Consider the following 26125-nt stretch of genomic DNA (forward strand, 5'->3'; position numbering starts at 1 on the left):
CCAGCCCTCGAGCCAATTCGCCGCCCGACTTTCGAGTCGAATTGTGACTCGCCTCTCCCCTTCGCGTGCCTTGCATGTCCCCCCCTTTGAACCGCCGAGCGCCAATCTGACGCAAGCCAAAAGATTTCCTGGCCCGGCGACCCCATCCTGTGGCCTGATCCCCTCGATGCTGCGCCGCTTCGAGTTCAAAGACGCCCGCTCCTACAAGTTCTGGGAGATCACCGTGGAGGGGACGAGTTTCACCGTTCGCTACGGCAAGGTCGGCACCGACGGCTCGACCTCGACCAAGAGCTACCCCACCGAGGAGAAGGCTCAGGCCGAGGCGGAGAAGAAGATCAAGTCGAAGACCAAAAAGGGCTACGCCGAGGTCGCGACCAGCTCGGCCGCCGCGAGCAAGAAGAGCTCCAAGGCCGACGCCGCCGCCGAGTGGGCCGTGCGCGCCGACAAGCTCCAGGCCGCCGGCGATCCCTGGGGCCAGCGCATCGCCATCTTCGACCAGTGGGAGGCCGCCAAGGGCGCCGGCAAGCGCAAGTGGAAAAAGCAGCTCAAGGAGCTCGACGAGGAGCACGGCGAGCACTTCTACGGCGCGGCCCTGCAAGAGCTGATGGCGGACAAGCTGTTCGAGAAGGTCGGCCGCTTCGAGTGGAAGCACGGCTACGTCGTGCGCGCGCGGATCGGCGCCCCCGAGTACGACCACGAGGGGCCCAAGCCCGAGGCCGTCCTCGACGCCCTGCTCCAGTCCCCGGCCGCGACCTACCTCGAGGACCTCATCCTCGGCCTGCCCGCCTTCGACGACACCAACTACAGCGACATGATCACCTCGCTGTCCAAGGCCAAGCTCGAGCACCTCGAAAAATTGTTCATCGGCGAGTTCAGCTACCCCGACGACACCGAGATCAGCTGGGTCCACGTCGGCGACATCGCCAAGGCGGTCAAGGGCGCGCCCAACCTGCGCACGCTCCGGGTCCGCGGCGGCGGCGTGAGCATGAAGAGCTTCGAGCACGACAAGCTCCAGCGCCTCGAGGTCGAGAGCGGCGGGCTACCCAGCGCCGGCCTGATCGGCTTCGCCAAGGCCAAGCTGCCCGAGCTGACCCACGTGTCCTTGTGGCTCGGCCGCGACAACTACGGCGGGTCGACGAACATCAGCGACCTCGACGCCCTGTGGAAGACCAAGGCCATGCCCAAGCTCGTCCACCTCGGCCTGCAAAACTCCGAGATGCAGGACGCCATCGCCTCGGCCCTGGCCCAGGCGCCCCTGCTGAAGCAGCTGTCGAGCGTGGACATGTCCATGGGCACCATGCGCGCGGAGGGGGCCCAGGCGCTGATCGACAACGCCAAGAACTTCGAGCACCTCAAGTCCCTCAAGCTCGACGACAACTTCATCCCCTACAACCTGCACGCGACCATGAAGAAGGCCCTGGGCAGCATGCTGCACATCGGCCGCCAGGAGAGCCCCGAGGACTGGGGCGACGGCGAGCTCTACTACTACACCTCCGTGGGTGAATGAGCGGGGCGGCCCCGCGCGCCCTGCCCCTGGTGCTGATCGGCAACCCGCTCAACCGCCGCGTGGTCGACTTTTGCGCGGCGGCGCGCGAGCGCGGCTGGCCGCGGCCGGTGGTCGTCGGGCATCACGAGCTGCTCTCGGTGCTCGAGCTGCTCGAGCGCATGCACGGCGGCGACCCGGCCGAGGCCCTCGCCGAGCACCTCGAAGCCGCGGGCGCCCCCGTGGGCCAGGACGCCTTCGTGCGCATCGACTCGGCCGGCGAGGACACCGAGGTCGAGCGCGCCCTGCTGCGCCTGGGCTGGCCGGCGATCCAGCGCGACGAGGCGGCCCGCGTCGACAGCCTCGACCCCCTGACCCTCGCTCGCATGGAGGACCGCCACGGCCAGATCCTCGCCCCGCGTCAGCGCCACCTGGGCTTCGAGCGCTACCTCGACGCCCTCGAGGGCGCCCTCGCCAGCCAGCCCCGCTGGCGCGTGCTCAACCCCATCGCCGACCTGCGCGTGCTCTTTGACAAGCGCGCCCTGTCGCAGCGCTACGCCGACCGGGGCGTCCCGGTCACCGACGCCATCCGCGGCGAGGCCCTGGCCGCCATCGACCACCCCGACGCCCTGCGCGAGGCCATGGTCGAGCGGCGCTGGCCCAGCGTCTACGTCAAGCTCTCGAGCGGCTCCTCGGCCTCGTGCCTGGCCCTGTTCCGCCACATCCCCAGCCACATCCACCGCGGCCGCAGCCGCCGCGGACCCCCGGAGATGGCCCTGACCACCGTCGCCCGCAGCGGCGAGGCCCGCTTCAACTCGCTCAGGCTCCAGCGCCTCGAGCAGCGCGAGCGCGTCGACGAGCTGCTCGGCTGGCTGCTGAGCCAGGGCGCGCAGATCGAGCGCGCCCACCCCAAGCTGCGCCTCAACGGACGCAGCTGCGACCTGCGGGTGTTGACCGTCGACGGCGAGCCCAGCTTCGTCGTCGTCCGCACCAGCCGACACCCGATCACCAACTTGCACCTCGGCGGGCAGCGCGGGGATCTCGACGCCCTCGAGGCCGCGCTCCCGCCCCGGGCCTGGGACGCGGCCATGGCCACCTGCGCGAGGGCGGCGGCCCAGCACGACACCTTCCACCTCGGCGTCGATCTCTTGTTCGAGGCGGGCGGGGAGCCGCACCGCGTCGTCGAGGCCAACGCCTTCGGCGACCTGCTGCCGAGGCTCGAGCGCGACGGCCTGAGCGTCTACGCCTACCAGCTCGCCCAGCTCGAGCGGCGGCTCGCGGGTTGATCACAGCCTCGCTCGGAGGGCGCCGTCGAGGTGCGCCAGGAAGGCGCGGACTCGGCTGTTGGTGCGCAGCTCGGGCAGCGTGAGCGCCCACAGCGTGCGCCTGGGCGGGTCCTTGGCCGGGCCCAGGTGGACGAGCTCGCCGAAGCGCTCGGCGTCGACCCGCGCCAGGAAGTGCGCGCCCAGGCCCGTGCGCACGGCGTGGCGCATGACCGCGTAAGCGTCGAAGCCCATGACCACCGGCGCGTCCGCGGCGAAGCGGGCGTACCAGGGCTCGAGGCCGCGGCCATCGTCGCGGGCGTCGAAGTGCAGCCAGGGGAAGGCCGCCGGATCGGCGCCCCGCCCAACGCGCTCGACCAGCTCCCGCGAGGCGTAGATGCCAAACTCCAGCTGCCCGAGGCGCCGACCCACCAGGGACTCGGGCGGGGCGTCCTGCAGGCGCACGACCACGTCCGCCTCGCGCCGACGCAAGGACACGGCCTCGTCGGTGCTCAGCACCGACAGCTCGACGCCGGGGTAGGTCGAGATGAAGCCCGCGAAGGCGTCGGCGAAGCACTCGTAGATGAAGTCGACGGTCGAGACCCGCAGCTTGCCGCGGAGCGCGAGGTCCCGACCGGCGAGCCGCGAGCGCGCCCCGAGGACCTCCGCCTCGACCCCCTCGGCCACCTCCGCGAGGTCCTGCCCCGCCGCCGTCGGCACCAGGCCATCGGGGGTCTCGTCGAACAAACGCACCTCCATCTGCTCCTCGAGCGCGCGGAGCCGACGACCCACGGTGGTCCGCGCCACGCCGAGCTCTCGCCCTGCGGCGGTCAGCGTGCCGGTGCGAGCGACGGCGAGGACGAAGCGGAGGTCATCCCACTGCACCCGTGCATTCTTGCACGGCCTCCGAGCCCAATCGCTCGTTTTCTGAGCCTCTGAGCCCATTCACTCTCTCCTTCGATGGGCCAAGGCCCGCTCGAAGGAAAACCACCGTGCAGTTCGACACCCCTTCCCGCCACCCCCGCTCGCGCCCCTGGCCGCTGATCGTCGGAGGCCTCGCCTTGCTCGGCGTCGGCCTGTCCATCTTCCTCGCGCCGCTGACCTACCAGGCCAACATGGGCGTCGAGCTCCCCGCCGAGGCGACCCTGCTCAGCGACATGCGGGCCATGGCCGGCAGCCTCATCGGCGTCGGCGCCCTGCTCCTCGCCGGGGCGCGGTGGGTCAGCCTGACCCTGCCCGCCGCCCTCGCCGGGGCCGTGCTCTATCTGTCCTACGGCCTCTCGCGCCTCGTGAGCATGGCCGTCGACGGGCTGCCCGACGCGACGCTGATCGCCTCGACCATCATCGAGCTGACCTTGGGCACCCTACTCGCCGTCGAGCGACGGCGTGGTGTTTGAGTCTTGGTCCCTCAAAAAATCCAAGAAAGCGCTGAAAAGCGGCCCCGATCCACGCCTCGGAGCTCGTGCGGAGTTCACGCGACTGTTAGGCTCCGCCCGTGCCCATCGTGACCCAGCGCTACTGGTGCCCCGAGTGCGCCGCCGCCTACTCGCAGCCGGGCAACTGCCCCACACACCGCGACGAGCCCCTCCAGGATCTGGCCGTCCCCGAGGTCCGGCTGATCCTCGAGGAGCAGGACGACGGCGCCAAGCAGCGCCACGTCAGCATCCTCATCGGCGTCGTCGCCGTCATCGCGCTGTTCGTGATGAGCGGCGTGTTCATCGTCGCCGACTACCTCGACGTCGACATGAACTTGATCGTCGTGCTCTTCGTGGTCTCCGGTGGGCTCTACGCTGGCGCCATGTCCATGTTCCCCTACCGCTCGCGCGCGCCCGAGATCGACCCCGAGGTGCTCGCGCGCTTCGAGGCCGAGCGCGAGCAGGGTGAGTAGCCCTGCATTCGCAGTCTCTGGGGTGACCTACGGCGAGATGCAGACGCCGACGTTCTCGTAGCCCTCGGGCGCCTCGCCTGGGGGATAGAAGGGCTCGCACGCCGTCCCCTCCAGGGTGCACACGGGCTGCGGGTCGTCGACGTTGCAAAACTCCACGCAGCAAGCCGTGCCCGCGCACGCCGGCAGGACCTCCTCCGTGAGGCAGATGAGCCCCGGGCCACAGTCCGCGATCTGATCGCAGGGCTCGCCGAGCAAGCCGGTGCTCTCGCTGTCCACACACAGGAACCCCGACCCCGCCCACGCGCACACCTGGTCCTCGGGGCAGTCCGGCGCGAGCGGGTCGCAGGTGTCGATGCACAGGTTGATGCTCCCGTTGTTGGCGATCAGGCAGCTGTGCTCCGCGGCGCACTCGGGGTTGTCGGCCGTTCCCTCGCAAAAGGCGCGGCAGACCCCCACGCCGTCTTCGTCGGCCGACCAGCAAAAGCTCTGCCCGTCGCAGTCGTCCGTCGACGCCACCGGCCCGTCGTAGTTGCAGGCCTCGCCCGCGGCTTGCTCCCCGACGACCGTGACGCACTTGTTGGCGTCGAAGTTCCCCCCCGAGCTCGCCCAGGGCACGCACTTCTCCCCCTCGTTGCAGTCCTGCAAGAAGGGGTCGCACTGCGGCACGCCGCCGGTCGTGGTCTCGTCCTCGGGGCCGGCGTAGAAGCTCCCGCCGCCGTTGTCGAGATCGTTGGGCCCGTCCTCTTCCTGGGTCGTGTTGGTGGTCTCGGTGTCCGTGTCGGACTCCGTGTCCGCGACCGTCGTCGTGCCCGCCTCGTCGCCATTGGAGTCCGTCGAGCACGCGCTCAGGCCCAGGGTCGCGGTCACCAGCGCCGCGCTCAGGAGGGCCGCCCACGGGGTCGAGGTCGCCGCCTGAGCGCGCCCGCAAAAGGGGCAGCTCGCGTCGCTTTCATGGATGTGGCGCTTGCAATCAGGGCACGGGATCATGCTTTGGGTACACCACGCCGACGCGACACAAACAAGCGCGCGTCGGGTTTTTGTGGCGAGGACTGGGGCGAAGGCGCCCGCTCAGGGCTGCGGGACCACGCACAGCCCCACGTCCTCGAGGCCCGCGGGGGCCGTCCCCTCCTCGAAGAAGGGCTCGCACTCCGTCCCCACGAAGGAGCAGGTCGGGTCGGGGTCGTCGTGCTTGCAAAACTCCGTGCAGCAGCTCGGTCCCTCGCAAATGGGAGACAGCTGGTTCTCGACGCACGCCAACCCCGGGCTGCACAGCTCGGTCTCGCTGCAGCCACTGCCGATCCCCGTCTCGCCGGCGTTCATGCACACCAGGTCCGCTCCCGACCACCCGCAGGCCTGGTCATCGGGGCACGCCACGGCCAAGGGATCGCAGAGCTCCAGGCACAGGTTGACCACGCCCTCGTTGGTGATCAGGCAGCCCTCGTCCGCCGGGCACACCGGCTCGTCCAAGGTCCCCGTGCAAAAGGAGCGACACTCCCCGACCGGGTCCTCGGAGTCCGCGTACCAGCAAAAGCTGGCGCCGTCGCAGTCGTCCGTCCCCTCGAAGGGGCTGAACAGCTCGCACGCCTGGCCCGGCTCCTTGTCCCCGATGATGGGCACGCAGGTGTTCGCCTCGTAGTTGTCGCCGAAGCTGATGAAGGGCACGCACTTCTCCCCCTCGGGGCAGTCCTGCGCGAAGGGGTCGCACCACTCCCAGCCGCCCGTGTCCTCCCAGTCGTCCTCGGGGCCCGCGTAGAAGCTCGCCTCGCCCTCGCCGCCCCAGTCGTCGACCCCCTCCTCCCCGATGGACTCCGACTCGGTGGTCGTGGTGGTCGTGTCCGCCGTGGTCGTGGTCGTGTCCGTGTCGGTCGTCGTGTCCGTGTCCGTGTCCGCCGTGGTCGTGTCCGTGGTCGTGTCCGTGTCCGCGCTGGTCGTCGTGTCCGTCGTCGCGGTCGTGTCCGCGCTGGTCTCCGTATCCGTCTCGACGGAGCCCTCGCCGACCTCGTCGCCCGCGGGCTCGTCGCGGCTACACCCGCTCGAGCCCAGCGCCGTGGTCATCAGCATGGCGCCCACCAGGGCGACCCAGCGGTTCGCGGTCGTCTCGTGGGAGTGACCGCAAAAGGGACATCTAGCGTCGCTCTCGTGGATGTGGCGCTTGCACTTGGGGCACGGGATCATGCTTCAGGTACACCACATTGACGCGGCGCACACAAGCGCGCGCGCCGAGCCTGCGCTACGGGGTCGAGGCGCCGCTCAGGGCTGCGGGATCACGCACAGCCCCACCTCTTCGAGGCCTTCGGGGGCCGCCCCCTCCTCGAAGAAGGGCTCACACGCCGTCCCCTCGAGGGTGCAGGTCGCGTCGGGGTCGCCGAGCTTGCAAAACTCCGTGCAGCAGCTCGAGCCCTCGCAGACCGGGAGCAGCTCGTTCTCGACGCACAGCTGCCCGGGGCTGCACATCCCGGTCCCGCCGCAGCCGTCGCCGACCGCGGTCTCGCCAGCGTCCATGCACACCAAGTCGGTGCCCGACCACGCGCAGGCCTGCCCGTCGGGGCAGCTCGCGACGAGCGGGTCGCAGTGTTGCAGGCACAGGTTGACCGTGCCCTCGTTGGTGATCAGGCAGCTCTCGTCCACGGGACACATCGGGTCGCTCGGCTGGCCGGTGCAAAAGGAGCGACACTCCCCGGCCGAGTCCTCGAAGTCCGCGTACCAGCAAAAGCTGTTGCCGTCGCAGTCGTCCGTGCCCTCGAAGGGGCTGAACAGCTCGCAGGGCGCCCCCGACTCGTTGTCCCCGAGGATGGGCACGCAGGTGTTCGCGTCGTAGGTGTCGCTAAAGGAGATGAAGGGCACGCACTTCTCGCCCTCGGGGCAGTCCTGCTCGAAGGGGTCGCACCAGTCCCAATCGCTCGTGTCCTCCCACTCGTCCTCGGGGCCAGCGTAGAAGCTCCCCCCGCCGTCGTCCCACTCGTCCGCGCTCTCCTCTTCGACGGTCGTGTCGACGGTGTCGGCCTCGGTGTCCGCGGTGGTCGTGGTCTCGGTGCTCGTGTCCGCCGTGGTCGACGAGTCGGCGCTGGTCTCCGTCTCCGTCTCCGTCTCCGTCTCCGTGTCGGCGCCCTCGCCGGCCTCGTCTCCGGCGGGCTCCTCCCGGCCGCACCCGCTCGAGCCCAGCGCCGTGGTCATCAACATGGCGCCAACGAAGGCGACCCAGCGGTTCGCGGTCGTCTTCTGGGAGTGCCCGCAAAAGGGGCAGCTCGCGTCGCTCTCATGGATGTGGCGCTTGCAATCAGGGCAAGGGATCATGGCTTCAGGAAACCACGCCACCGGGGGACAGACAAGCGCCCTCCGAGTTTCCTGGCGCCAGAGAGCCTTCAGGGACTCTCAGCGCGCCGCGGGCAAGCCCCGCTTGGCCAGCAAGCGCCGACCAAACACCAAGCGCGCGACCCCGTCCGTCAGCCGGGTCAGCGCCGTCCAAAAACGAATGAAGATCAGCCCCGTGCGCGCGAGCCCAGCCGCGACCACCGTGGCCAGGGCGCCGCAGGCCGTGAACACGCGGAACACCCACCACAGCGGGTACGCGGACAGCTCGGCGTAGCGCCGGTGCAGCCGCCACAGCTTGCCAAAAGCCGGCAGCAGGGTCTCGAAGCGGTAGCCCAGGCGGTGAGCCAGGGAGTAGACGTCGAGGGACATGAAGGGCACGGCGATCATCCCGCGAGCGATGCTGGGATTGAACAGCACGCCCAGGCGCCCAAAGCCGCGCCGCCCCGTACGAAGCCGCTCCCCCGCCTCGCGGACGACCATCCAGTTGACCGCGAGGTGGGCCGACTCGTCCCGGGTGATGCGCGCGATGAAGTCGTCGAAGTAGGCGCTGGCCAGGGCCGGGTGGGCGCGCAGGAAGGGCACGGTGCCGGCGTCGAGCATGGTCTCGAACACGGGGTTGGCCGTGGCGATGAGCAGCACGTCCGCCTCCGAGCGCGGGTCGAGGGCGTCGAACTCCTGGAGCACCAGCGAGTTGCCCAGGCCCGGCGGGCGCAAGGGCGCGCCGTGGATCGCCAGCACCCGGCGCAGGCCCTCGGCGTGGCGGCGCTCCTCCTCGGCGAACAGCGCGTAGAGCCGCGACAGATCGGCCTGGTCCCGCGCCGCCTCGGCGAGCAGCGCAAAGTTCATCCCGGCGATCTCCTCGATGTAGATGAGCTCGTTGATCAGCCGGACGAGGGTCGGGTCCAGGGGCGGGCCCGGCTGCGTCGGCCACTCGACCTCGTCGAGGCTCCACTGGTAGCCCTCGACCTTGGCGCGGAGCTTGGCCAGGGCCCGGGTGTGGGTGTCCCAGGTCAGCGCCAGGCCCCCGCTGCGCGCCCACGCGAAGGTCGTCGCCTCCCCCGGCAGCGCCCGCCGGGCGGCCCACCAGGCGAACACGCCCACGGCCGCCCCCGTCGGCACGTCGACGACGTAGTGCTGCTTGGTGGTCAGCGTGGTCAGGGCCACGACCGCGGCCCAGGTCAGCGCCACGCCGCGGAGCAGCGGAGGAGCCCAGCTCGGCACGGCGCCCGACCGCCTCGACCACTCCGCGCGCGTATAGGGCTGGGTGCCGACCAGCGCCAGCGTCCACGCCAGGGCGACGTGCAGCGAGGGCAGGCAGTTGGTCGGGCTGTCGGCCAGGCGCAGGCGCCACAGCTCGCGCACCGCCGGGCTGTCGGGCAGCAGCGCGAGGGGGTGGGCCGCGCGGGGATAGGTCGTGGGGAAGATCAGGAACACCGCCGCGCACACGCTCGCGGCCGCGAGCACGGCGAACAACAGCCGGGCCGCGTCCCGGCGCGAGGGCACGGCCAGCCACGCGAGCAGGCAGGCCCAGGTGATGGTGCTGTAGGGCCACACCGTCCACGGGATCAGCGGGATGGCCGTGTCGATGACGGTCAGCGGCAGCGAGGTCGGCTCGCGCAGCGCTCCGCCGAACTTGCCGACCACGTAGAGGGCCAGGACCAGGGTCATGGTCAACGCCCACAGGCCCAGGCGCCGGAGCACGCTGGCGACCGAGCGGCCGCGCGCGGGCGCGTCGCTCATCGCCGCCGACCCCCGAGCTCTCGAGCCACGCCCGCGAGGGCGTCCCGCGCCGGGCTCGGCGGCAGCCGGCCGAGGGCCGCGACGGCCCGCTCGGTGTGCTGGTCGGCCTGCGCCCGACAGCGCGCCGCGACCTCGCGGACCGCCATCTGCCCCAGCACCCACTGGAAATCTTCGCTGCGACCGAGCGCCCGGTGCAAGCGCTCGCGCTCGGCCCCGCCCAGGGCCTCGCGCAACACGATGAAGGGCAGCGTGGTCTTGCCCGCCGCCAGATCCGTGCCCGGGCGCTTGCCGAACACCCGGGCCTCGCCGACGTAGTCGAGGACGTCGTCGATGATCTGAAAGGCCAGGCCCAGCTCCCGCCCGTAGCGGATGAGCGCGCGGACCTGCCCCCGGGGCGCGCCCACGGCCCGGGCCCCCACCTCGACGGCGCAGGCGAACAAGCTCGCCGTCTTGGCCGCGATGATCGCGTAGTAGTCCGTGCGCGGGAGCTCGGCCTCGCCGGTGCGCTGGAGCTCGAGGCGCTCGCCCTCGGCCAGGGTCGCCGCGGAATTGACCAGGGCGCTGCGGATCTCCGGGTGCATGCCCTGGCTGGCCCGCACCACCCGGGCAAACACGAAGGTCGCCACGCCCGCGGCGAAGGTCGGCGAGGTCGCGGCGTGCAGGGCCTGGCGACCCCGGCGGAGCTCGGCGGCGTCGACGATGTCGTCGAGGAGCAGCGAGCCCTGGTGCAGCCACTCGACCCCCGCGGCCAGGCCGAGCGCGCGCTGGGCCTCGTCCGCGCCCCCGCAGGCCTCCGCCGCGCTCAGGGTCAGCAGCGGCCGGGCGCGCTTGCCTCCCTGCGCCTGCAGGTAGCTCGAGGCCTCGGCGAAGGTCTCGCAGCGCGTGTCGGTGAGCTCGGCGAGGGCGCGCTCGAGGGGCGGCCCCCAGCGCTGCGAGAGCGCGCCCAACACCGGGGCCGAGCCCGCGCTGCCCGACGATCGAGCGGGCTGCCCCGGCCTCGACACGCGCATGGGCACCCAGGTCCTCGGGATCCGCTCCATCTCTCGCTCGCGCGGCGCCTGGGCCAGGACCCCGCGCAGCAGCTCCACGGCCGCGCACTCGGGCAGCGCGTCGAGGGCCTCGCTGGCGCGGGTCCGGGCCAGGGGCTCGGGCGCGTCGGGCAGCGCCTCGCCCAGCCCCACGGCCGCCAGCGCGCCCTCCCAGCCCGCGGGGTCCAGGGTCCCGCGCTGCGCCTCCCACGACAGCCCCAGCCAGGTCACGTGGCGGTCGAGCTGCGCGTGGACCCGCGCCCCCACGTCGCCGAGCACCACCCCCGCCGCGATCGCCCCGCGCAGGAAGAGCACGGCCTCGGGGATGGCGAAGTCCCCCCCGCGACCTTCGGGACCGAACAGGCGATCGAGCACCCGAGTCAGCGCCGGGCCCTCGTGCTCGAGCAGCGCCCGCCAGGCCCGCTCGGTCCACTCGAGGTCCCGCGCCAGCCACCGCGCGCGGGCGTGGGCCGAGCGCTCGCCGACGTGCAGGCGATGGTTGTAGACCTCGACCGCGGCCACGGCGACTCGCTCCGCCCGGCGCCCGGCTCGACGCCCAAAGCCCCGGCTCACGTGGACGACCATCGCCCCGCCAAGCCCCGCACGCGGCACGGACCAGGGGTCACTCAGGCCCACCTCCGCCCGACGCATCTGGTCCATGGCCGGCGCGAGGGCGGGCAGCACGGGGCGCACGAGCGGGGCGTACCAGCGCCCCTCGATTGCGACAGCCTTGGCCACCGCGGGCCATGCTACACCCATCCCGCCCCTGGCCAACGAGCTCCGATGGCTTTCGACCTGCACCTGAACTGGCGTGGCCCCCTGGCCAGCTGCAACTACGACTGCCCCTATTGTCCATTCGCCAAGCACGTCTCGAGCCGAGCCGAGCTCGAGGCCGACGAGGCCGCCCTCGAGCGCTTCGTGGCCTGGTGCGCGGGCCAGGCCCACCGGCGGCTCTCGATCCTGTTCACGCCCTGGGGTGAGGCGCTGATTCGACCCCACTACCACCGGGCCATGGTCGCCCTCGCCCGCCTGGACCACGTGGTCGCCGTCGCGGCCCAGACCAACCTCGCCTGGCGCCAGGGCTGGCTCGACGCCCTCGCCGAGCTCCCCGCCCCGCGCCGCGCCAGCTTCCAGCTGTGGACCACCTACCACCCGGGCGAGGTCGAGCTCGACCGCTTCCTCGAGCGCTGCGCCGGCCTCGACGCCCGGGGCCTGCGCTACAGCGTCGGCGTGGTCGGCCTGCGCGAGCACTTCGACGCCATCGATGCCCTCCGCGAACGCCTCGCCCCCGGCGTCTACCTGTGGATCAACGCCTACAAGAGCGGCGGCCCGGGCTACTACCAAGCCGGCGAGCGCGAGCGCCTCGCCGCCATCGACCCGCTGTTCGAGATCAACGCCGTCCGCCACCCCAGCCGCGGCCAGGCCTGCGCCGCCGGGAGCACGGCCCTGTTCGTGACCGGCGAGGGCGAGCTCCGGCGCTGCCACTTCGTCGACGCCGTCCTCGGCAACCTCTACGCCGACGACCTCGACGCCCTCCTGACCCCGAGCTCGACCGCCTGCCCCACCGCCCGCTGCGGGTGCTTCATCGGCTACGTGCACCTCGACTCGCTGGGCCTGCGCCAGTGCTTCGGCGACGGCCTCGCGGGGCGCAGCCTGCTAGTTCGCGGTTGAGCCCGGCGCCAGCGAGGCGCGCAGCGCCGCGGGGATGTTGGTGGTGATCGAGTCCACGCCGAGCGCGACCAGCTGCCGCGCCAGGGCCTCGTCGTCCACCGTCCACACGTGCAGCTCGAGCCCGGCCGCGCGCACGGCCGGCGCCAGCTCGGGATCCAGCACCAGCGCCTTCGCCCACAGGTCGACCCCGTCCGCCCCGACCCGCCGCGCCTCCGCGACCACCTGCGCCGCCGAGGGCTCCAGCGCGCCGCCTTTCCCTTCCTCGAAGGAGGACAACCAGTACGCCGGCCAGTTCGCCCCGCCCTCGCTGCGCGCCTTCGTCAGCGCCGCGATGACCTCCGCGTCGAAGGCGATGATCGCCACCTGCTCCGGGGCGAGCCCGCTCGCCGCGAGGGTCTCGAGCAGCGCGGGCACGATCCGCGGCCCGTCCTTGATCTCGACGATCGCCCGGTGCCCCTCGCCCTGGGCCGCGACCAGCTCGAGCACCTGCGCCAGGGTCGGGATGGGCTCGCCGGCGTAGCCCCTCGCCGCCCACTCGTCCCACGAGCCCACGTCGAAGTGGGCCAGCTCCTCCCAGGTCAGCGCCGTCACCTCGCGCCCGTCGCCCTCGCCGCTCGGCGTCGCGGTGGTCCGCGCGAGGCTCCGGTCGTGCATGGCCACGATGACCCCGTCCGCGCTCAGCCAAAAGTCGCCCTCGATCGCGTCCGCGCCCTGCTCGAAGCCCAGCCGAAACGCCGCCAAGGTGTTCTCCGGGGCGTCCTTCGACGCGCCGCGGTGCGCGACGATCAACGGCAGCGAGCCAGCCTCCGCCGCGGCGATCCGCGCCGCGATCTTCCCGTCGTGATCCACCACCGCACCCCGGGGACGCTTCAAGTCCATCTTCGGCCTCTCCTCGTGGCTCCGGTCGTTGCAGCCCAACACCAGCGCGAGCGAGAGCACGGCTAGCGCTGGGCGACGAATCGAACGGAGCATGGTGACCCCAGGCTACGCCATGGGCCCGAGCGGGCCCAGACCTGCGCGAGATCGAGACGGAATCAGGGCGTACACACGGCCGGACCGACGGTGACGTCGTCCACGGACCAGCTGCCGCTGGTAAACACCCCGGTCGAGCCGACCGTGTGGCAAAAGCGGACCTGGAAGTTCGCGTTCTTGTGGGCGGTGACGTCGTAGGTGACCTCGGCCCACTCGGTGTCGTTGATGCAGACGCTGCCGCTGCTGGTCCACAGGTTGACCCAGCTGCTGCCGTTGAACACGTCGATGGTGTTCGTCATGTAGGGCGGGTAGTCCGAGTGCAGGTGGCGCCAGAAGGTCAGCCACGCGCTGTCGGGCAACACGGAGGTGTCGACGGCGGGGCTGGTCAGGCAGTAGGCCGCGTGCACGGTGTTGTTGGTGCACCCCCCGATGAGCACGCCCGCGACCCCGTTGTCCGCCGTCGAGCTGTGGTCCGTGGCCGGGTCGTCGCCCGGGCAGGTCAGGGCGCAGTTGGAGGCCGCGGCCGCGCCGATCTGCCACTCGTTGCCCAGGGTCCAGCCCTGGGAGTTGTCGGCGAAGTTCTCGTGGAAGACGTAGCCGGGCTCGTTGGGGTCGGAGCAGGCCCCGGCCATGCAGGTCGAGGCCACGGTGCAGGCGTTGCCGTCGTCGCAGGGGTTGCCCTCGTTGGCGACCTCCGTCGTGCAGCTGCCGTCCATGGGGTCGCAGACCCCGACGTTGCAGTCGTCGCTCATCGCCGAGCAGTCCACCGGCGCCCCGCTGCCGCAGGTCCCGGCGCTGCACACCTCGCCAGTGCTGCACAGGTCGCCGTCGTCGCACACGCTGCCCTCGTTGACGGGCGTGCCCACGCAGGTGTTGTCCGGCGTACAGGTGCCCTCGGTGCAGTCGCTGTCGAACTCGTTGCAGTCCTCGTCGCTCAGGCAGTCCGCGGGCGCGCACAGGCCCCCATCGCAAAACTGCGACAAGCAGTCCGCGCCCTCGATGCACATCTCGCCCTCGGCGCAGCCGTCGCAGCCGGGGCCGCCGCAGTCCACGTCGGTCTCGGATCCGTTTTGGACCCCGTCGCCGCAGCCGGGCGGGGTGCAGGTCCCGTCGGTGCACACCTGGCTGACGCAGTCCGTGCCCTCGACGCAGCCGAGGCCGTCGGCGCAGGGATCACAGACCACGCCGCCGCAGTCCACGTCGGTCTCGGACCCGTTTTGGACCCCGTCCTCGCAGGTCGCAGACACGCACACCCCGTCGACGCAGCTCATGCTGATGCAGTCGCTGTTTTGCGAACAGATCAGCCCGTCTTCGCAGGGGCTGCAGGTCCCGCCGCCGCAGTCGATGTCGGTCTCGTCCTGGTTCTTGACCCCGTCCTCGCAGGTCGGGTCGGGCTCGGCCATCTCCGTGCCCGCCGTCTCGTCGGCGTGGCCGTCGGTGCTCTCCGAGCCGACCTCGTCGTCGCCCATCTGCGTGTCGGCGTTGGTCTCCAAGCTGAAGGTCGTCGAGCCCCCGTCGTCGGCTTCACCCGTGGAGCAGGCGGCGAGGGAGGTAGCGGACAAGCAAGCGATGACGGTCAGGGGGGCGGAGCGATGCATGGCGAGATCCTTCAACGGGGGCAGCGAACGATTCGAATCCAACGCGCGCACCCTATCACGCAGCCATCACCCGAGGCGGCAGCGACCGTCGTGGCCGTCGACCGCCTCGTCGCGTTCGCCCACGTCCTCGACGAGCCCACGTTACCCATCGTCATTGCCGTGCCCGGCTTCGTGTTCAATGCAGCGCTCAAAGCCGCGACACCCGGGGCCGCATGATCGAGCTGGTCCTTGGGGGCGACTAGCCCAGCCCCGAGACCACGGTCAGGCGCTGCTCCTCGACCCAGGCGTCGAACTCCGGCCCGTCGAAGACCTCCGGAACCGAGACCGGCGGGTGGATGCGGATGCCCATGTCGACGCCAGCGCGAAAGGGCAGCGCGTTGTGGGCGAACAGCTCCGCGCCCCCGCGCAGCGACACGGGCAGCACCCGGACGTCCCCGGCGGTCTGCAGCAGGGCCCGCAGGCCGCCGCTCTTCCACTTGTTGGGCACCCCATCCCGGGCCCGCGTACCCTCGGGGAAGATCGCCACGTTCCACGCCTCGCGCTTGGCCTGCCGACCCAGGCGCTCGATCTCGCCGATCGCCGCCTCGGGCTGGCGGCGGTCGATGATCGCCGAGCCGCTGGCCTCGAGCAGGTAGGAGATGCTCGGCCAGCCCCGGGCCAGCTCGCGCTTGGCCACGTAGCGCGGCTGCAGGCTGCGCAGGGTCGTGCTGATCACGATGACGTCGCTGAAGCCCTGGTGGTTGGCGACGATGATGTGCCGCTCCCTGGGGTCGACGTGCTCGATGCCCGAGACCGTCAGCGAGGCGCCGGTCATCCGGAAGTTGGCCCAGATGACGTCGGCGAACACGTGGCCCGCGTCCATCAAGTCGTCGGTGCTGCCGGCGTTGCCGATCACCCGCAGCGGCACTTCGAAGCCGAGCATGGTCGTCAGCATCCCAGCCATCGCCGGCACGCTCCGCGCCCAGTCCTTCCAGGTCGGGTCTCGGTCTTCGACGTTGCTCCGGGCCATCGCGCGCCGAGTGTAGAGGAGCCCGCCCGCGGGAAAAACCCCGGGCTCCGAGGACGCCCAGGACTCGCCCCAGCGGGTCTTTGCGGGCCCTGCCCGCCCTGGAGCTCACGCACGTCCCGGACCGAGAGCCCGCCCTCTTCATCGGGCAGGATGCATCGGCGCGAGCGCAGCCCTGACTATTTTAGCCGTCGTGGACGACGCCACGCCCCCGCTCGCGGGGGCGACCGCTAGCCTTCTCCAAGGTACGGACTCCATTGCCCACCAAGCCAAAGCGGAGGAGCGGACAGCGACGAAGCCCCCCCGGTCCCAAGCGCCTGTGGGGGCAAAACAGCTCAGCGCAAGCGAATGCCTGTCAGCCGGGCGACTTCCGGATTCGAGGTGACGAGGTCGTCCTTGGTGAAGCCGCTCAGGTCCGCGTGGCCGCGGTCGCGGGCGAAGCTCTTCATAACCTCGACGCAGTTGCCGAGCAGCGTGCCCAGCCAGTTCGCACGCAGCTCGGCCTTCTCCTTGAACCTGCCGCGAAGCTCGGGGACCTGGGTGGCGATGCCGACGGGGCATCCGCCGGACTCGCAGCGGCGGGTGGCCACGCAGCCCAGGGCCTGGAGCGCCGTGTTGGCCAGCGCGACGCCGTCGGCCCCCAGCGCCATGGCCTTGACGAAGTCCGTGGGCACGCGCAAGCCCCCAGTCGCAATGAGCTTGACCCCCGCCCCCTTGGGGTGCGCGTCGATGTACCGGCGAGCGCGGACGATCGCCGCCATGGTCGGCACGCTGATGTGGTCGCGAAACAGGATCGGCGCCGCCCCGGTCGCGCCTCCCCGGCCGTCGAGGATGATGTAGTCCGCCCCGACCCGAAGAGCGAAGTCGATGTCGTCCTCGATGCGATTGGCGCTGAGCTTGAAGCCGATGGGGACGTCGCCCATCGCCTCCTTGACCGTTTCGACCCGCGCTTGGAAGTCCTCGACGCTGCGCATCGTCTCGAAGGTGGGGGGCGAGATGATGTCCTTGCCCTTCTCCTTGCCCCGGGTCTTGGCGATCATCGGGGAGACCTTGGCTCCGGGGAGGTGTCCCCCCGTCCCCGTCTTGGCCCCCTGGCCGCCCTTGAAGTGGAAGGCCTGGGCGCCGTGCCAACGCGGGCGCTCCTCCCCTGCCATGGTCTCGTAGCCAAACTCGCCGGTCCCGAGCTGGTAGAGGTAGCGAGAGCTCTGCGCCTTCTCGTCCTTTAGGATCCCGCCTTCGCCGGAGCAGATCGCGGCGCCGGCGAGCTCGGCCCCCTTGGCGAGGGCGGTCTTCGCCTCGCGCGACAAGGAGCCGAAGCTCATGTCGGCGATCATCAACGGGATCGTTAGCTCGAGCGGCTTGGCCCCGGGCCGCTCCGCCGTCGGCGTCTTGCCCAGTACGAGCCTGGTTCCGACCTCGACAGCCCCCGACAGAGCCTCGCCCCCAGAATCGATGTCGATGTCGTCCCACGTGGGCAGCTGGTCCCAGACGACGCCCATCGACGCGATCGGCCCGTGGCCGTGCTCGCCGATCCTGGTCTTCGAGAGCGAGTCGATGAGTTCCTCAGCCATTGCTCCTGCTGCCCTTCTCGTTGCTTTGGTGTTCCGCCTGCGCGCCCTCGACCTGCCTCGGCACCGCGGCGTGGTCGACCCCCGCCGCTCGCGCCGCGGCGAGGCGCCAGCTCGTCAGTTCACGCGGGCCGAACTTCGCCAGATCGTCGTGGCCGCATGCCCGCGCCATGACCTTCATCAAGACTTCGGCGTTGTAGATGAAGTTGCCCAGCCTGTCGTCGCCCCGCGCCTCGAGGGCCGCGACGAGCTCGAGCCCGAGCACGATGGCCCGCGCCCCCAGAGCCAGGGCCTTGGCGTAGTTCGCCGGTTGCAGGTCGTCCGTGACGAGCAAGGCGGGGCGCGGGGCCGTCGCGCTCGCTCGCCACGCACGATACTCCGCGAGGGCGCCGAAAGCCGACTCGCCGGGATCGAGGACGACGAAGCGTGCGTCCTCGTCCAGCTCGTCGAGCGCCGCGCGAGGATGCGCTCCCCGAATGAGGACGCCCTCGCCCTCCCCCGCCGCGACGAGCCTGTGCGCGCCGGAGCCTCGAGTGACTGCGACCCGCTGCACTGGGGCGTCGCTCGACAGCGACGGATCCCGGGCGATGACGGGGCCGATGGTCGTCACGGCGGACAGCTCGACCTTCGTCTCGACCTCCGCATCTTCCATCAGCGGCTTGGTGTGCATCTGAGCCGGGAGCAGCTGGAGGTCCCTCCAATCGGGGCTCGAGGCCTCGACCGCCTCCCGACGAGGCCGACGGTAGCTCCTCGCGGCTTCCAGCGCCGAAGCGTCGAGGGGCTCGCACAGCTTCCGAATCAGCCCGTTGGTGGGCTCCGCCGGGCGGTTGGAGATGGTCTTTAGCTCGTTCGTACCAGCGTTCATTGGGACTCCGTCTTGCAACTGAGAAGCTCGCTCTGGTCGAGGATGTCGAGGATCGAACGAGACAGCTGCCCGCCCGGCGGATGCGGGGCGCGCTCGTCCTTCAAGCGCGAGCAAATGTCCGACGCGCTGGCCTTGAACTCCGCCTCGGTGACGAGCTTGGGGACCTTGGGACCCGCCTCCCCGCTGTGGCAGTAGGAGCAGGTGTCTTGGAGGTACTGCAAGGGGTCCGCCGCGAGCGACTCCCCCGTCCAGTGGTTGGCCCAACACTTCTCCCAGTCCTCGCTACCTCGCTCGGCCCGCTTGCACCCTTCGATGGCCATGACCGCGGCCTCGATTTGTGCGTCATCGAGCTTCGGCAGCTCCCCGTTGCCGCCCGTCCCGTAGCCCGGGATCCCATAGGTGATCATCGACGCCCAGGTGAGGGTCTCGACCTTGCTCCGATGCGAGCTGCGGAGTGACTCGGTGGTGTTCCGCTGGTAGAGCCACACCCGGTTCGGCTCGGCACCACTCGGCTCGCTCGAGAACAAGGCGCGGGGGTAACGCTCGCTGTAGGTCTCGTTGCCGATGTGGTGGCAGGTCGTGCACACGCCCGCGTCTTTGACCTCGGGCTTCAGCCGCCTGGCCTCGGGCCACTCATAGCGCTTCTTCTCGTCGTCACTCAGCTTCGGCTCCAACCCCGACGCCTGGGACGCCAGCGCCGAGGCAGGGTTCACCGGAGCGTAGAGCATCCCAGGGTGCCGCTCCGGGACGACTGGCTCGCAGTCGTCCTCATGGTAGCCCGGCGCTTCGGGAAGGCTCGAGCCCGCTTCCCCCCCGCTCTTCGAGCACTGGCGCTCGCCGTAGCGCTGCTCGGGCATGTGCATCTCCTCTTCGTCGTCGAAGACGTACTTCAACTCCGAATAGTCGTTCTTGCCGTCGACGAAGGGGAAGTTGAGCCAGGGCCCGTGGGAGTGGCAGCGCGCGCATCCGCCATAATCGGGGATGGCCCAATTGCGTACACCCGCGGCGTCATTGGGGGCGTGCATGCCCTTCCCGAGCAGCGCGCTCAGCTCCCCCTTGACCGTGACGGGACCGTCCTTGCCAGGCTGTTCCCCCTCCACCTTGAACTTCACCGCTGCTCGCCCTGCGTAAAAGCAGGTCGCACCCGTCTCCCGATTGTGGCCGATGAGCCCGATCTCGCTGTAGAGGTGTTCGTCAGAGAAGAACTCGTTCGCCTTGCGGCACACGTACACCCAGTCGGCGTCGCCCTTGGAGATGCGCTTGATCCGGCTCCCCTCGGAGCACCCGATGTTGTGCATGTCGCGGTAGATCAAGCTCGGCCGGTCGCACGACGCGATGCCATCGAGGCTGTGCGGGACAGACCCTGCATCCCCGCGCACGAGGCTGTCCCCGTGATTTTCCAGCCCAGTCACGGGCATCAGCTGCGCGTCTTCGCAGCTGAACTCGTCCACCGGAAACTCCCCGACCGCCTCGTTGCAGTACTCGAAGTACGCCTCGGTCAGCTCCTGCTCTCGCGCGTCGATCTCGACCAGCGTGGGCTCTCCATCGTGCCGGTGCTCGCCGAGCTTCAGCTCCCAGTCGTAGCCCTCGGGGAGTTCGACGGGCTGTGTGCCCTCACCGGCCTCTGCGGACTCGCTGAGCCGAGGGCCCTCGTCCTCACCGCCCCGGCACCCCTCGCACCCGGCCCCGAGCAGGCTCGAGCACACCACCAACACTGGAACACATTTCTCGATGGCCATGGTCACATCCCTTCGCTCGAGTTCGAGAGCATAGTCAGAATCTACAAATCGTCACTATCACACGATTTCACGTCGCAACGAATACGTTTTCTCCACCGCCAACTGTTTAGACTTGGAAATACCAGCCAGACTCCGCCCCCGAGGGCCTCAAACCACAGGACCCCCGTGACGATGCCACGCCCCGCGGGCCTGGTCGGCCTGGCCTCCTCGATGCGCTCGCGCTGACGCCCCGGCGAGGCAGCGGAGCGCTCAGCCCTCCAGCCGGGCCCGGAGCGCACGCAGGTGCTTGCGGCTGACGGGGACGGGTTCGCGGATGCCCTCGACGACGAGCTCGTGGGTCGAGCCCGCCGCGGGCCGCAAGCTGACGAGGGCGTCGAGGTTGACCAGGGCCGTGTGGTGCACGCGAATGAAGCTCGCCTTCGCCAGGCGCTGCTCCCACTCGCGCATCGACACGCGGACGAGCTCTTCGTTACCGCCGCCGCGCAGGTAGACCTCGCTGTAGTCGCCGGCCGAGCGCACGCAGCTGATCTCGGCGACGGCCACGAAGCGCGTGACCTCCCCGACCTGCAGGCGCACCCGGTCCGTGGTCTCGAGGACCGACGCGGGCCCCGGCGGCGAGATCGAGGGGCGACGGTCGAGCCACGAGAGCGCCCGGGCGAGGTGCGCCGGGACGACCGGCTCGAGGCAGCTGAGGTGCGCGTCTCCATCACCCCCGGAGTCACCGGCATCGTCGTCTTCGCCAGCCTCGCCCGCTTCATCGGTCGCGTCCGTGGGCGCCGAACTCGGGCCCTCGGGGTTCGAACAAGCCAATACGCAGCCGAGGCCCACCAGGACCGTGGCAGTCTTCGCAGTCGAAAGCATGCCGGGACGCTGACCGGTCGAGCGAGCGCGCGCATCCGCGGAGCGCCGAGTGGTCGCCCCGCTGCGCCGAGGGGCCGTTTTCACGCCATGTTGTGGAAAACTTTTTGGACGTCGTCGTCCTGGTCCAGGCGATCGATCAACCCCAGGACCTCGTCGATCTGCTCGTCCGACAGCTCCGTGCGATTCTGCGGCACCCATTCGAAGCCCGAGGACTTGACCTCGATCTTCTTGGCCTCGAGCGCCGAGGACAGCTTGCCGAAGTCCTCCCGGGCGCAGCGCAGGATCAGCTCCTGCTCGCCGTCCTCGCCGAGGCCCTCGTCGATGTCGTCGAGGCCGTCGTCGATGAGCTCGAGCTCGATTTCGTCCCGCTCGACTCCCGCGGGGTCGAGCCGGAAGGTGCCGAGCTGGTCGAACTGGAAGGCGACGCTGCCCGAGGCCCCGAGGTTGCCGTTGCCCTTCTTGAACGCGAAGCGGACGTTGGCGACGGTGCGGGTCGGGTTGTTGGTCGTCGCGTCGACGATGATCGCCACGCCGTGGGGCCCGTAGCCCTCGTAGAGGGCGTCCTGCCAGTCGTCGGTGTCCGTGGCACCCGCCGCCTTGTCGATGGCGGCCTGGACCCGGTCCTTGGGCATGTTGACCGACTGAGCGTTTTGCATGGCCCGACGCAGGGCAGGGTTGGCGTCGGGGTCTGGCCCTCCGGACTTGACCGCCATGGCGATCTTGCGACCCGCGCGCGTGAAGGCCTTGGCGTCGCGGTCGCTCCGCTTGGCCATGGCCTGCTTTCGGTTCTCAAAGGTACGACCCATTGCGTCTGCCTCCGGTCTCGCTCACGTTCACGGTTCTACACTCTCGCCCTGAGGCCTGGCCAGCGCTGGGGCGGCGTCGCCCCCAGCGCGAGTCGTGCGCGCTCGAAGTCGACCCTGGCCCGAAAGCCAGGCGCGGGCGGCTCTGTCCGCGAATCCGGGCGGCCGGAGGGCCTCGCGGACGATCGCGGGTAAGCTGTGCCAACGGATGGCCGATCCCCCCACGCGACCCACCTTCTCCCTCCTCGACGGCGGGCCTTCGCGCGACGTGAGCGAGGTCGAGGCTCCGCCCCCCGGGCCTCCGCGTGCCGGCGGAACCCTCTTCGACCGGGTGCTCGCGGGCCTCGAGCGCCTCGAGGACAACGATCCCTTCGTGACCATCGTCGAGGACGCGATGGTCTCGCCGGGCGGCTTCCCCCTCCACCCCCACCAGGGCTTCGAGACCATCAGCCTCGTGCTCGAGGGGCAGCTGCTGCACCACGACAACCTCGGCGCCGAGCCGGTCGTGCTCAACCCCGGGGAGCTGCGCTGGATCAGCGCCGGCCGGGGCATCTTGCTGAGCGAGCGCCCCCACGGCCGGGGGACCTGCAAGATGCTCCAGCTGTGGCTCAACCTGCCCGCCGAGCACAAGCAGGGGGCGCCGAGCGTCCAGCTGCTGCACGCCGAGCAGGTCCCCACCGTCGAGTTCGGCTGCCTGTCCGTGCGCGTCATCGCCGGGACCGTGGCCAGCTGCACCGGCCCCGGCGGGAGCGCCACGCCCGTCGACCTGTGGGACGTCCACGTCGAGGAAGACGGCGAGGCCACCCTGCCCCTGGTCGCGAGCCGCCGCGGCTTCGTCATCGCCCTCGAGGGCGAGGCGCGGCTGGGCCCGAGCGCCAGGGTCCTGCGCGCCGGCGGCATCGCCCGCCTCGCCGATGAGGAGCGCGCCGGCCTGAAGATCCAAGCGCCCATGGGCGCCCGCTTGCTCGTCTGCGCCGGCGACCCGATCCGCGAGCCCGTCGTGGCCGCGGGCCCCTTCGTGCTCAACACCCGCGAGGAGCTCGAGGAGGCATTCATCAAGCTCCGCTTGGGCCAGTTCGGCAAGGGCTGAAGCTCAAACCAGAAAGAACGCGGAGGCCATCGCCCCCCCCCCGCTCTCACGCTCGCTGACCCGAAGCCGAGCTCAGCAAGAATCTACGCCCCCGCTTGCGCGGGGCGACCACATGCCCCATTGCCCACCGAGCCAAAGCGGAGGAGCGGATAGCGACGAAGCGCCCCCGGTCCCCCGCTCCCCGTGGGGGCAAAACGGAAGTCAGTTGCAAAAGCAGTCCGGACCGGGGACGAGCTCGCGGCTGGTCTCGGTGCCCATGTACATCCACGAGGTCGTCGAGTTGTCGTCCTCGGCGATGACGGTGTTGGGCATGGAGAAGCTGCTCAGGTCGTCGGCGAAGGAGAACACCGACAGCGGCTGGTCGTTCATCTCGTCCTGCTCGACGGGCTCGCCGTCGGGCAGGCCGCCCGCGCCACACAAAAAGCCCTCGCACAGGATCGTGCCCACGGTGTGGTTGCCGACGATGGCCGAGGGCATCCACTCGACGTCGCTGCCGTCGAGCTCGCCCGAGGTCACGCCGCACTCCTCGGGCCCCGCCGAGGCCTCGAGGTCCGTGGTCACCTTGGTCGCGCCGTCGACGACGAAGAACAGGGTCACGTCGTAGGACACCAGCGCCGCCTGGCCCCCCGGGGCACCGCCCACGTCGGCGAAGCGCATGACCATGGCGCCGGGTCCGATGTTCTGGTCCTCGTCGTAGGGCTCTTGCAAGGTGTTGACCTGGTCGCCCGCGCCAAAGGGCGTGTCGCTGATCTCGAACTCGCTGCCCTCGAGGTCGTAGCTAATCTCCCAGACCATGCACTCACCGCCGGTCTCGGTGGTGTCCTCACCCATGTCGGCGGTCTCCGTCGTGTCCTCACCCATGTCGGTGGTCTCCGTCGTGTCCTCGCCCATGTCGGTGGTGTCCGTGGTCTCGGTGGTGTCCCCCGTCTCCGTGTCGGTGGTGTCCTCGCCCGACTCGGTCTCGGGGGAGGTCTCACCGACCTCGTCCCCCGCGTCGCCGCCGTCGTCGCCGCAACCAACGCTGAAGGTGAAGAGACTCAGGGCACAGGTCAGGCCAAGGAAAGAAAAGGTCGAACGCTGAAGCATCGCGGGACGATAGCCAGGCCGCGGGACCCCATCGTGTGATCGGGATCAACACCGACACCGAGGTGCGCGACTGCGCGGCTCTGCGAACGGCGCTGCACGGTCGAGCGACGAATGGGCTCAGGGCGAGGGCGTATCGAAGCGTCGGCCCCGAGTGAGCTCGGGCAGGACCCGATTGATCGACTCGCGCAGCGGGCTGCCCTCGCCCACCGCGATGGCGTAGTCCTGGCGCTGGAACATGCCTGGCACGAGGCGAGCGTCGAGCTCGGGGCGGCTGTCGAGGGTCCCGCGCAGCAAGGGCTCGTCCCAGACCAGCGCGTCGATCTCCCCGCGGTCGAGGGCCTCGAGGGCAGCCTCGGACCTGGCGAAGGGCACGGCCACGATGTCGTGCTCACGCAGGTAGCTCGCCCCCGTCGTCTCCGCGATCACCCCGACGCGAAAGCGGCGCAGATCCTCGGGCCCGCGGATTCGCGCGTCGAGGCGCTCGATGGTCAGCGAGGAGGCGATGCTCGCCGTGACGCTGGCCAGGATGATCATCGCCGCGAGCATCCAGATCAGCGCGACCGCGCGACCCAGGCCGGTCTTGGGCGCCTTGTCTCCGTAGCCCACGGTCGTCATGGTCACCGTCGCCCACCAAAAGCCCGCCGCGACCCCTGGACCCGCCTCGGCGGGGAATTGCTCGGGGTTGGCCCGGCGCTCGATGACCCAGACCAGGGTCCCGACCATGAGCTGGATCGTCGCCAGGGCCCCGATCAACACGAGGAAGGCCGGCGAGAACACGGTCTCTCGCAGCCCCCGCAAGCTCAGCTGCCCGGCGGACTCGGGCACGGCGATGGCCAGGCCGGTGGTGTGGAAGGGGTGGGTGAAGTCGACGATCCGCTCGCGCTCGGCGGTCACGGTCAGCGCGGCCACGGCCACGTCGTAGCGACCCTCGGAGGTCCCCGCGATCATCTCGTCGAGGGAGGCCTCGACGAACACGTAGTCGAGCTCGAGGGCCTTCGCCACGTCGCGCCACAGCGCGATGCTCGTGCCCGTCCACTCGCCCTCGGGGCTGCGCTCGGCGAAGGGCGGGACCTCCTTGACGGCGACGCGCAGCGGCTGCTCGGGGGCGGGCGCCTGGGCCCGAGCCATGCCCGCGCACAGCACGACGGCGAAGGCGAAGACGAGCGCGCCCAGCCGGCTCAGCCGCCACGCACCGTACCTGCTCTTCGCTGCGTTTCGCACCGGCCCCACGCTAGCGCTGTGTGCCGTGGAGGAGGACGAAAAAACTACGCGAGCCCGGGTCCGTTCCTCCGCTCATCGTTCCCGCCCGAAGCCGCCCGAGTGGGATGTGCCACGAGCACAGTGACTCGATCAGCCCATCGAAACGGCCTCCTCGCGTTGCACAAACACACGCGCTCTCGAGATGCCGTTGACGGTGAGCGGTGGAAGACTGAGGGCATGTCCAAGCCTTACCTCACCCTCGCCGCGCCGGCCCTCTCGGCCTTGCTGAGCCTGGCCTGCTCCCCCGAACCGGCCTCCGATGACGGCGTCGACGACTCGATGGGTGGGGCCGACGACATCGGAAGCAGCGACTGCCCCGCGAGCTTCACGGTCATCGGGATGGACGAGCCTTGCGAAGGCATGACCCCGGCCGAGCTGCTCGAGACCTTCGAGGGCGAGCACGCCCTCGAGCTGTTTTGGTACGCCCACGACGGCTCGACGCTCACCTCCGCGCCCCAGGGAGACACCACCGAGCCCATCACCGTGACCGTCGCCCACACGGACGGGGAGCTGCGCTGCATCTCGACCTGCGGCGGCAACGAGGGCCCGGTCATGCCGGGTCACCTCGAGCTCGACATCGAGGTCTCCTGGGTGTCCGAGAGCGGGACCCTCGACGAGACCTTCGCCGTGACCTTCAGCCAGAACACCGACGGGGTGGAGGCCCTGGCCAACGGCTCGTACCGCCGCGACATCCAGCCCCAATTCCTCAACGGCAGCTACGACGTCGCCCTGAGCAGCGAGGAGCACAGCGGCCTCTACCTCCGCTTCGACGGTGAGTTCGGCGGGCTGCTCGGCACCGGCGGCACCATCCAAGCCCACGCCGACAACGGCCTCTACACCGAACAGCTGGACCTGCTCGCGGCCGTCTACGAGCCCGACTGAGGGGGGCAACC

Annotated in this window: 24 protein-coding genes; 8 read left to right on the forward strand and 16 right to left on the reverse strand. The window is 70.5% G+C overall.

The window, feature by feature from the left end; genetic code table 11:
• Positions 1-166: 166 nt before the first annotated feature.
• Complete coding sequence (locus PPSIR1_RS21095) at positions 167-1507, forward strand: WGR domain-containing protein (protein WP_006973179.1); 1341 nt, start codon at positions 167-169, stop codon at positions 1505-1507.
• Positions 1504-2769, forward strand: a complete 1266-nt coding sequence (locus tag PPSIR1_RS21100; protein WP_006973180.1) for an STM4014 family protein — start codon at positions 1504-1506, stop codon at positions 2767-2769. The genes PPSIR1_RS21095 and PPSIR1_RS21100 overlap by 4 nt, the downstream gene beginning before the upstream one ends.
• On the opposite strand, the gene PPSIR1_RS21105 is transcribed toward PPSIR1_RS21100, so the two are convergent.
• Positions 2770-3630: a LysR family transcriptional regulator gene (locus tag PPSIR1_RS21105; RefSeq protein ID WP_006973181.1), complete on the reverse strand. Its 861-nt coding sequence runs from the start codon at positions 3628-3630 to the stop codon at positions 2770-2772. It lies immediately after the preceding gene.
• A 107-nt stretch (positions 3631-3737) separates the two neighbouring features.
• On the opposite strand from PPSIR1_RS21105, the gene PPSIR1_RS21110 reads away from it, so the two are divergent.
• Together PPSIR1_RS21110 and PPSIR1_RS21115 are read left to right on the forward strand one after the other, a co-directional pair.
• Entirely contained in the window at positions 3738-4142 is a 405-nt protein-coding gene (locus tag PPSIR1_RS21110) for a DUF4345 domain-containing protein (protein ID WP_006973182.1), read from the forward strand.
• A gap of 98 nt (positions 4143-4240) precedes the next feature.
• Positions 4241-4633 (forward strand): hypothetical protein, encoded by a 393-nt coding sequence (locus PPSIR1_RS21115; RefSeq protein ID WP_006973183.1) that lies wholly within the window; start codon positions 4241-4243, stop codon positions 4631-4633.
• 27 nt (positions 4634-4660) lie between these two features.
• On the opposite strand, the gene PPSIR1_RS21120 is transcribed toward PPSIR1_RS21115, so the two are convergent.
• The 5 genes from PPSIR1_RS21120 to PPSIR1_RS43380 all read right to left on the reverse strand — a co-directional run bounded on the left by PPSIR1_RS21120 (position 4661) and on the right by PPSIR1_RS43380 (position 11451).
• Positions 4661-5620 carry a hypothetical protein gene (locus tag PPSIR1_RS21120; RefSeq protein WP_006973184.1) on the reverse strand — a complete coding sequence of 320 codons (960 nt, stop codon included), beginning with the start codon at positions 5618-5620 and terminating at the stop codon, positions 4661-4663.
• Between the two features lie 81 nt (positions 5621-5701).
• Positions 5702-6808 carry a hypothetical protein gene (locus PPSIR1_RS49455; protein WP_006973185.1) on the reverse strand — a complete coding sequence of 369 codons (1107 nt, stop codon included), beginning with the start codon at positions 6806-6808 and terminating at the stop codon, positions 5702-5704.
• Positions 6809-6883: 75 nt separating this feature from the next.
• Positions 6884-7927, reverse strand: a complete 1044-nt coding sequence (locus PPSIR1_RS21130) for a hypothetical protein (RefSeq protein WP_006973186.1) — start codon at positions 7925-7927, stop codon at positions 6884-6886.
• A 78-nt stretch (positions 7928-8005) separates the two neighbouring features.
• Complete coding sequence (locus tag PPSIR1_RS21135) at positions 8006-9685, reverse strand: phosphatase PAP2 family protein (RefSeq protein WP_006973187.1); 1680 nt, start codon at positions 9683-9685, stop codon at positions 8006-8008.
• Positions 9682-11451, reverse strand: coding sequence for a polyprenyl synthetase family protein (locus PPSIR1_RS43380; protein WP_006973188.1), 1770 nt, complete (start codon positions 11449-11451; stop codon positions 9682-9684). Before PPSIR1_RS43380 ends, PPSIR1_RS21135 begins: the two co-directional genes overlap by 4 nt.
• A gap of 45 nt (positions 11452-11496) precedes the next feature.
• On the opposite strand from PPSIR1_RS43380, the gene PPSIR1_RS21145 reads away from it, so the two are divergent.
• Positions 11497-12384, forward strand: a complete 888-nt coding sequence (locus PPSIR1_RS21145; RefSeq protein WP_006973189.1) for an STM4011 family radical SAM protein — start codon at positions 11497-11499, stop codon at positions 12382-12384.
• On the opposite strand, the gene PPSIR1_RS21150 is transcribed toward PPSIR1_RS21145, so the two are convergent.
• Together PPSIR1_RS21150 and PPSIR1_RS43385 are read right to left on the reverse strand one after the other, a co-directional pair.
• Entirely contained in the window at positions 12370-13263 is an 894-nt protein-coding gene (locus PPSIR1_RS21150) for a glycerophosphodiester phosphodiesterase family protein (protein WP_157595781.1), read from the reverse strand. The genes PPSIR1_RS21145 and PPSIR1_RS21150 overlap by 15 nt on opposite strands.
• Before the next feature lie 155 nt (positions 13264-13418).
• Positions 13419-14954 (reverse strand): hypothetical protein, encoded by a 1536-nt coding sequence (locus PPSIR1_RS43385; protein WP_157595782.1) that lies wholly within the window; start codon positions 14952-14954, stop codon positions 13419-13421.
• 90 nt (positions 14955-15044) lie between these two features.
• On the opposite strand from PPSIR1_RS43385, the gene PPSIR1_RS50795 reads away from it, so the two are divergent.
• A complete protein-coding gene (locus PPSIR1_RS50795) occupies positions 15045-15170 on the forward strand; it encodes a hypothetical protein (RefSeq protein WP_269744721.1) in 126 nt (41 codons plus the stop codon).
• Between the two features lie 22 nt (positions 15171-15192).
• On the opposite strand, the gene PPSIR1_RS43390 is transcribed toward PPSIR1_RS50795, so the two are convergent.
• The 6 genes from PPSIR1_RS43390 to PPSIR1_RS21185 form a co-directional block, all read right to left on the reverse strand.
• Entirely contained in the window at positions 15193-15963 is a 771-nt protein-coding gene (locus PPSIR1_RS43390; RefSeq protein WP_006973192.1) for a lysophospholipid acyltransferase family protein, read from the reverse strand.
• Between the two features lie 332 nt (positions 15964-16295).
• Positions 16296-17531, reverse strand: a complete 1236-nt coding sequence (locus PPSIR1_RS21165; protein ID WP_006973193.1) for an FMN-binding glutamate synthase family protein — start codon at positions 17529-17531, stop codon at positions 16296-16298.
• Positions 17524-18198, reverse strand: a complete 675-nt coding sequence (locus tag PPSIR1_RS21170) for a hypothetical protein (RefSeq protein WP_157595783.1) — start codon at positions 18196-18198, stop codon at positions 17524-17526. The genes PPSIR1_RS21165 and PPSIR1_RS21170 overlap by 8 nt, the downstream gene beginning before the upstream one ends.
• A 191-nt stretch (positions 18199-18389) precedes the next feature.
• Positions 18390-20132, reverse strand: a complete 1743-nt coding sequence (locus PPSIR1_RS21175) for a hypothetical protein (RefSeq protein WP_157595784.1) — start codon at positions 20130-20132, stop codon at positions 18390-18392.
• A gap of 249 nt (positions 20133-20381) precedes the next feature.
• The gene (locus tag PPSIR1_RS21180; protein WP_086001558.1) at positions 20382-20993 is read right to left on the reverse strand and encodes a LytR/AlgR family response regulator transcription factor; all 612 of its coding nucleotides are present in this window, start codon (positions 20991-20993) and stop codon (positions 20382-20384) included.
• 80 nt (positions 20994-21073) lie between these two features.
• On the reverse strand, positions 21074-21799 hold the full coding sequence (locus PPSIR1_RS21185; protein ID WP_006973197.1) for a YebC/PmpR family DNA-binding transcriptional regulator: 726 nt from the start codon (positions 21797-21799) through the stop codon (positions 21074-21076).
• Between the two features lie 205 nt (positions 21800-22004).
• On the opposite strand from PPSIR1_RS21185, the gene PPSIR1_RS21190 reads away from it, so the two are divergent.
• A complete protein-coding gene (locus tag PPSIR1_RS21190; protein ID WP_006973198.1) occupies positions 22005-22886 on the forward strand; it encodes a pirin family protein in 882 nt (293 codons plus the stop codon).
• A gap of 201 nt (positions 22887-23087) precedes the next feature.
• Here the strand turns inward: PPSIR1_RS21190 and PPSIR1_RS21195 are convergent, their stop codons facing one another.
• Positions 23088-23972 (reverse strand): hypothetical protein, encoded by an 885-nt coding sequence (locus PPSIR1_RS21195; RefSeq protein WP_006973199.1) that lies wholly within the window; start codon positions 23970-23972, stop codon positions 23088-23090.
• A 117-nt stretch (positions 23973-24089) separates the two neighbouring features.
• A complete protein-coding gene (locus PPSIR1_RS21200) occupies positions 24090-25193 on the reverse strand; it encodes a transporter substrate-binding domain-containing protein (RefSeq protein ID WP_053335406.1) in 1104 nt (367 codons plus the stop codon).
• 216 nt (positions 25194-25409) lie between these two features.
• Here PPSIR1_RS21200 and PPSIR1_RS21205 point away from each other — a divergent pair, with 216 nt between their 5' ends.
• The gene (locus tag PPSIR1_RS21205; protein WP_006973201.1) at positions 25410-26114 is read left to right on the forward strand and encodes a hypothetical protein; all 705 of its coding nucleotides are present in this window, start codon (positions 25410-25412) and stop codon (positions 26112-26114) included.
• Positions 26115-26125: the final 11 nt, after the last annotated feature.

Origin of the sequence: Plesiocystis pacifica SIR-1, from assembly GCF_000170895.1 — a bacterium.
Taxonomy (GTDB): domain Bacteria; phylum Myxococcota_A; class Polyangia; order Nannocystales; family Nannocystaceae; genus Plesiocystis; species Plesiocystis pacifica.

Coding starts and splice junctions, on each gene's coding strand:
- PPSIR1_RS21185 (WP_006973197.1), bottom strand. CDS start 21,799: ATGGGTCGTACCTTTGAGAACCGAAAGCAGGCCATGGCCAAGCGGAGC.
- PPSIR1_RS21190 (WP_006973198.1), top strand. CDS start 22,005: ATGGCCGATCCCCCCACGCGACCCACCTTCTCCCTCCTCGACGGCGGG.
- PPSIR1_RS21145 (WP_006973189.1), top strand. CDS start 11,497: ATGGCTTTCGACCTGCACCTGAACTGGCGTGGCCCCCTGGCCAGCTGC.
- PPSIR1_RS21120 (WP_006973184.1), bottom strand. CDS start 5,620: ATGATCCCGTGCCCTGATTGCAAGCGCCACATCCATGAAAGCGACGCG.
- PPSIR1_RS21180 (WP_086001558.1), bottom strand. CDS start 20,993: ATGCTTTCGACTGCGAAGACTGCCACGGTCCTGGTGGGCCTCGGCTGC.
- PPSIR1_RS21195 (WP_006973199.1), bottom strand. CDS start 23,972: ATGCTTCAGCGTTCGACCTTTTCTTTCCTTGGCCTGACCTGTGCCCTG.
- PPSIR1_RS43390 (WP_006973192.1), bottom strand. CDS start 15,963: ATGGCCCGGAGCAACGTCGAAGACCGAGACCCGACCTGGAAGGACTGG.
- PPSIR1_RS21165 (WP_006973193.1), bottom strand. CDS start 17,531: ATGGCTGAGGAACTCATCGACTCGCTCTCGAAGACCAGGATCGGCGAG.
- PPSIR1_RS21100 (WP_006973180.1), top strand. CDS start 1,504: ATGAGCGGGGCGGCCCCGCGCGCCCTGCCCCTGGTGCTGATCGGCAAC.
- PPSIR1_RS21095 (WP_006973179.1), top strand. CDS start 167: ATGCTGCGCCGCTTCGAGTTCAAAGACGCCCGCTCCTACAAGTTCTGG.
- PPSIR1_RS21205 (WP_006973201.1), top strand. CDS start 25,410: ATGTCCAAGCCTTACCTCACCCTCGCCGCGCCGGCCCTCTCGGCCTTG.
- PPSIR1_RS21175 (WP_157595784.1), bottom strand. CDS start 20,132: ATGGCCATCGAGAAATGTGTTCCAGTGTTGGTGGTGTGCTCGAGCCTG.
- PPSIR1_RS21130 (WP_006973186.1), bottom strand. CDS start 7,927: ATGATCCCTTGCCCTGATTGCAAGCGCCACATCCATGAGAGCGACGCG.
- PPSIR1_RS21170 (WP_157595783.1), bottom strand. CDS start 18,198: ATGCACACCAAGCCGCTGATGGAAGATGCGGAGGTCGAGACGAAGGTC.
- PPSIR1_RS21150 (WP_157595781.1), bottom strand. CDS start 13,263: ATGGACTTGAAGCGTCCCCGGGGTGCGGTGGTGGATCACGACGGGAAG.
- PPSIR1_RS49455 (WP_006973185.1), bottom strand. CDS start 6,808: ATGATCCCGTGCCCCAAGTGCAAGCGCCACATCCACGAGAGCGACGCT.
- PPSIR1_RS21135 (WP_006973187.1), bottom strand. CDS start 9,685: ATGAGCGACGCGCCCGCGCGCGGCCGCTCGGTCGCCAGCGTGCTCCGG.
- PPSIR1_RS43385 (WP_157595782.1), bottom strand. CDS start 14,954: ATGCATCGCTCCGCCCCCCTGACCGTCATCGCTTGCTTGTCCGCTACC.